This is a genomic window from Mycobacterium sp. (assembly GCF_050701675.1).
Lineage (GTDB): Bacteria > Actinomycetota > Actinomycetes > Mycobacteriales > Mycobacteriaceae > Mycobacterium.
The window spans coordinates 1-5,091 of the sequence record NZ_JBOGDD010000109.1; the positions used below are offsets into that span (position 1 = coordinate 1).

General features: G+C 68.7%; 5 protein-coding genes. 3 read left to right on the top strand and 2 right to left on the bottom strand.

Features of this window, described 5'->3' with window-relative positions; translation table 11 throughout:
* A partial coding sequence (locus ACRDUX_RS03375; protein WP_526411019.1) for a uracil-xanthine permease family protein occupies positions 1-1,088 on the top strand: 1,088 nt, incomplete at its 5' end.
* Here the strand turns inward: ACRDUX_RS03375 and ACRDUX_RS03380 are convergent.
* Entirely contained in the window at positions 1,030-2,205 is a 1,176-nt protein-coding gene (locus tag ACRDUX_RS03380; RefSeq protein WP_526411021.1) for an acyl-CoA dehydrogenase family protein, read from the bottom strand. The two genes, ACRDUX_RS03375 and ACRDUX_RS03380, sit on opposite strands and share 59 nt — an antisense overlap.
* 52 nt (positions 2,206-2,257) lie before the next feature.
* Between ACRDUX_RS03380 and ACRDUX_RS03385 the strand changes: the two genes are divergently transcribed.
* Positions 2,258-3,460 carry an NAD(P)/FAD-dependent oxidoreductase gene (locus tag ACRDUX_RS03385; RefSeq protein ID WP_526411023.1) on the top strand — a complete coding sequence of 401 codons (1,203 nt, stop codon included), beginning with the start codon at positions 2,258-2,260 and terminating at the stop codon, positions 3,458-3,460.
* Complete coding sequence (locus ACRDUX_RS03390; RefSeq protein ID WP_526411025.1) at positions 3,457-3,792, top strand: cupin domain-containing protein; 336 nt, start codon at positions 3,457-3,459, stop codon at positions 3,790-3,792. Before ACRDUX_RS03385 ends, ACRDUX_RS03390 begins: the two co-directional genes overlap by 4 nt.
* On the opposite strand, the gene ACRDUX_RS03395 is transcribed toward ACRDUX_RS03390, so the two are convergent.
* Positions 3,777-5,091, bottom strand: a 1,315-nt coding sequence (locus ACRDUX_RS03395; RefSeq protein WP_526411027.1) for an acetate--CoA ligase family protein, incomplete at its 5' end; no start/stop codon positions are given. The genes ACRDUX_RS03390 and ACRDUX_RS03395 overlap by 16 nt on opposite strands.

The window sequence follows — 5,091 nt, forward strand, 5'->3', positions numbered from 1 at the left end:
ATCTGGGCTCGAGCTTCTCCGTCATCGCCCCCGTTACGGCGGCCGTGGCGTCCAACGGAGCGGGCAGCGCACTCGGCGGCCTCATTGCCGTCGGCCTGCTGCTGATCCTCATCGGCGCGATCGTGCACCTCGTCGGCACCGGATGGCTCGACGCCACGCTGCCGCCGGTGGTGACCGGTGCCATCGTCGCGCTCATCGGGTTCAACCTCGCGGCCGCCGCGAAGTCGAACTTCGAGAAGGGCCCCGTAGTCGGGGTCGTCACCCTGGTGTTGCTCGTCGCGGTCCTGGCGTTCTTCCGCGGCATCATCGGCAGGCTGGCGATCTTCCTCGCCGTCGTCATCGGCTATCTCCTGGCGCTCGCACTCGGCGACGTCGACACCTCGGCGATCGCGTCGGCGCCCTGGATCGGCCTCCCCGAGTTTCAGACGCCGTCGTTCAACCTCGCGGTATTGCCGCTGTTCCTACCGGCGGTGATCGCGCTGATCGCCGAGAACATCGGCCACGTGAAGTCAGTGGGTCAGATGACCGGTACCGACACCGATCCGCTGGTGGGCCGGGCCATCGCCGCGGACGGCATCGCGACGACGCTGGCGGGGTTCGGTGGCGGATCGGCAACCACCACCTACGCCGAGAACATCGGTGTCATGGCGGCCACCCGCGTGTATTCGACTGCCGCGTACTGGATCGCGGCCGCGGTGGCGATCGTGCTGGCCATGTGCCCGAAGGTCGGTGCGGCCATCTCCGCGATACCGCCCGGCGTCCTCGGCGGGGCCACCATCGTGCTCTACGGACTCGTCGGCGTTCTGGGCATCCGCATCTGGCTGACCAACCACGTCGACTTCAGCCTGCCCGTCAACCAGATGACGGCCGCCATTCCCCTGATCATCGGCATCGCCGACTTCACCTGGCAGGCCGGATCCTTGATCTTCACCGGCATCGCCCTCGGTTCGATCGCGGCGCTGATCATCTACCACGGCATGCGACTGCTGGGCTTCCGTCAGGAGCGGACGACGGATTCGGTCGAAGCCCTCACGCCCCCTCCAACACTGCCGCTGGACCTCGGTTCATCAACTGACGGGCCACGATGAGCCGCTGAATCTCGCTGGCGCCCTCCCAGATTCGCTCCACGCGCAGCTCTCGATACATCCGTTCGGCGACGTTCTCGCGCATGTAGCCCCGACCGCCGAAGATCTGTACGGCGCGGTCGGCGACCCGGCCGCCCATCTCGGAGCAGTACAGCTTCGCCATCGAGGCCTGCGCATGCAGGGTCTTGCGGTCGGCGCCACCATCGATCGAGCGCGCCACCTCATACAGCATCGTGCGTGCGGCGAACAGCTCGGTGGCGCTGTCCGCCAGCATCCCCGCCACCAGCTGATGCTCCCCCAGTGGCTTGCCGTCGACCACCCGGTCCTTCGCGAACGCGGTCACCTCGTCGATCAACCTTTGCGCCGCACCGACACACCTGGCGGCCACCATCAGCCGCTCGAACCGGAACCAATCCTGCGTGAACGTCATCCCCTCACCCTCGGCGCCGACGAGATTCTGCACGGGCACCCGCACTCCGTCGAAGGCCACGATCGGGTGTTCGTCGGCGATGTGGTGCGAATAGTGCGGGGTGCGAACGACCTCAACGCCCGGCCAGGGTAGGTCGACGACCAGAAGGACGTGTTCACCGGAGAACGGGCCATCGACGAGGACGGCCTGCACGAAGCAGTAGTCGGCCAGGTTGTACGACGTGACGTGCCACTTGACCCCGTCGACGACGTATTCGTCGCCGTCGCGGCGCGCCGTGGTCCGCAGTGCCGAGACATCGGACCCGGCGAACTCCTCGGTGATGGCGTAGGCCTCGTGCTTCTCACCACGGACGGCGGGCAACAGCCAGCGTTCGCGCTGATGGTCGGTCGCCACCTCCACCCACCATTGGGGCGGGGTGGCCATCACCCACGCCAGACCGTTGGTGGCTCGGCCACACTGTTCCTGCACCAGGACCTGCTGCAGCGCGGTGCAACCCGGTCCGCCGACCGAGGTCGGCATGTTCGTGGCGTAGAGACCCAATTCGACTGCCCGCGCGTGGTGTTCGGCGGTCACCTCCTTGGGCAGAAGACCACCGGCGAGCTCGGCCTCGACTTCGAGCGGGATCAGCGAATCGACGAACTCGCGGGCCGTGGCCTGGATGCGCCGATCCGCTTCCGTCAACCCGTACATCAGCACTCCCTGCTCTTGACTGAGCGTTCAGTCTATGTCAGCGTTTGGTGCTATGACTAGTTCCGACATCGCCGACGTGGTGGTGGTCGGAGGCGGAACGATCGGTGCGTGGACGGCGGTGCTCCTTGCCGAAGCCGGCGTGGGGAAGGTCGTCCTACTCGAAGCCACCACGCTGGGAGACGGCGCCAGCAGCCGTGCCGCAGGGATGGTGCGGGCGCAGGGTGGCACCGAGACCGCGATCCGCCTCGGCCTTCGCGCCCAGGAGTTCTACACGGCCAGCGGCGACCGCTTCCCCATCGACTGCGGATTCAAGCCACAGGGCTATCTCATGCCCAGCTTCACGGAAGCCGAAGTGCGCCAAGCTCACGACCGCATCGCGCTGCAACAAAGCCTTGGCCTCGCCGTCGAGTGGCTCAGCAGTGACGAGCTCGACGGCAGGCACACGGGACTGGCCCCGGGCGTCACGATGGGCGCCTCGTACGCGCCAGGCGACGGCTACCTCGACGCACCGCGCAACGTGCTCGCCTACACCGCAGCCCTCACCACCACCGGGGTGGACGTCCGAGAGCACTGCGCCTTCACCGGTCTCCGCGCCAGTGCCGGCCGCGTCGTCGGCGTCGACACCTCCGACGGTCCGATCGACACCGCCCGCGTCGTCCTGACCGGCGGACCGCAACTCGCCGCGGTGGGCTCCCTCGCAGGCGCCCGGATTCCGGCGGGCGGCACGCGCCACCAGGTCGTGGTCACCGCCGCGCTCCCCGACCTCGACGTGAACGCGCTACCCATGGTGTTCGACGTGACGTCCGGAATCTACTGGCGCCCTGGAGAAAACGGCGGCCTGCTGTGGGGCATGAGCAACCCCGACGAGCCACCGGGCGTGGCGGTCGACTTCGACACCCTGTACTACCGCAAGGCGCGCGACCGCATCGAACAGCTCTTCCCTGCCGTCAGGGGCCTCGGCCTGCGGCGCTCTTGGGCGGCCACCATCGACTACACGCCGGACCACCTCCCGATCCTCGGTCCGCTGCTCACCGATGACGGCCCGGTCGACGGCACCGTGGTGGCCAGCGCAGCCGGGCACGGCATGATGTGGGGCCCTGCGGTCGCGCAGGTGGCCGCCGATCTCACCGCAACGGGCAGCTGCGACTGGCTCGACCTGACCGATCTCGGACTCGACCGATTCGACGCCGAAGGCAACAGTCGCGTTGCCCCGGAGCCGATCTCACTACCGTTCCCCGAAAGGGCCCCACAGTGATCACCAGCATGCTTCCCAACGCGATCGACGCCGAACTCGAGGACTGGGGCCCGCTCGACGAGGCCACCGACGCGCCGATGGCCACCCACGGGCTCGAGGTCTGGGTGGACGGTGATGCTAGCGCGGGCATCTGGCAGTGCGCGCCAGGGCCGTCGCGGTGGACGCTCGAGACCAACGAGGTGATCTACCTGGTCGCGGGCCGGATGACCGTGACCCCCGACGACGGCGAGCCATCGGAGATCGGCGTCGGTGACGTCGCAGTGTTCCCGAAGGGCTGGACGGGTACCTGGGACATCCACGAAACCGTCCGCAAGGTCTACTCGATCTTCTGAGCTCGCGCGATCACCAACGCGTCCACCGCCACCGCACCGCCCTGCGACACGATGACGGGGTTGGCCTCGACGGCTTCCAGCGAGTCGCCGAGTTCCAGCGCCAGCTGAGAGAAGGCCACGATCACGTGGGCCAGCGCGGTGACGTCGGCGGCCGGTGCGCCACGCCAGCCGTCGAGCAGCGGCCGGATTCGCAAGCCCTTGAGGAGCTTTAGGGCACCCTCGTGGGACACCGGCGGGTAGGCCAGGACGCGGTCGGCCATCAACTCCACCAGGACGCCTCCGGCAGCGACGACCAGCAGTGGGCCGAAGGCCGCGTCGCGGACGACGCCCACCGAGATCTCGACGCCGTCGGCAACCATCGGCTGGAGCGTCACCACCGGCCCCAGCCGTTCCGCGACGTCCGCGTACGCGGCCCGAAGCGCGTCGTCGTCGGCCAGGTCGAGTATGACCCCGCCGACGTCACTCTTGTGCTGGTGCGCAACGGTCTTGAGGACGACGGGATAGCCAGCCGAGTTCGCCGCAGCCAGTGCCTCGTCGACGTCGTGCGCCGTGGTCGGGCGGGCCACCGGGATGCCGTAGTCGGTGAACAGGTCGAAGGCCAGCGCGGGCTCCCAGTCGTCCAGCCGCACGCGCCAGCGGAGTTGGCGCTCCCCGTCGAGGGGCGGCGGGTGCCCTTCGATCTCGTGCGGCCAGTTGGCCAGCTGACCGAGCGCCACCAATCCGCTGCGGAATCCCTCGAGGATCGGAATCCCACTGCCGCGCAACCGTTGCGCTGTCGGCCCATCGATCGCCGAGGGGACCGACGTCAGCACGGCCAGCGGCGCGCTGGTCTCCGAGGCGACGTCGAGGATCGCGTCCGCATAGGCGGTGTCCCCGTCGAACTCCGTCACTAGATCGACGGCGAGTGCCGTGACCGCGACGGCGGCGTCCTCGGCCACGACGCGCAGACAGGCCCGGAACAGCGAGCGGGTGTCAGCGCCCGTGCCCCACACGTCGAGTGGGTTGGTGGCGACGAGCCCGTCATCGAGCAGATCGCCGACCGCCGTGAGGGACTGGGGCGACAGGTCCGCGTACTCGACGCCAAGATCGTGCGCGACGTCGGTTGCCAGCGCGCGCTCGGCCCCCGAGTCGTGCACGGTGGCAATACCGCTTCCGACACCGCGGCGCGTGGCTCTTCGTCCCGCACTGAACAACTCGATGGTGTCGGTAAGCTCGGCCATGTCCCTGACCCGCAGCGCGCCGACTGCATCGCACAGCGCCTGCCACGCGCTGTCCTCACCCGCGAGCGCACCCGAGTGC

Coding starts and splice junctions, on each gene's coding strand:
- ACRDUX_RS03380 (WP_526411021.1), bottom strand. CDS start 2,205: ATGTACGGGTTGACGGAAGCGGATCGGCGCATCCAGGCCACGGCCCGC.
- ACRDUX_RS03385 (WP_526411023.1), top strand. CDS start 2,258: ATGACTAGTTCCGACATCGCCGACGTGGTGGTGGTCGGAGGCGGAACG.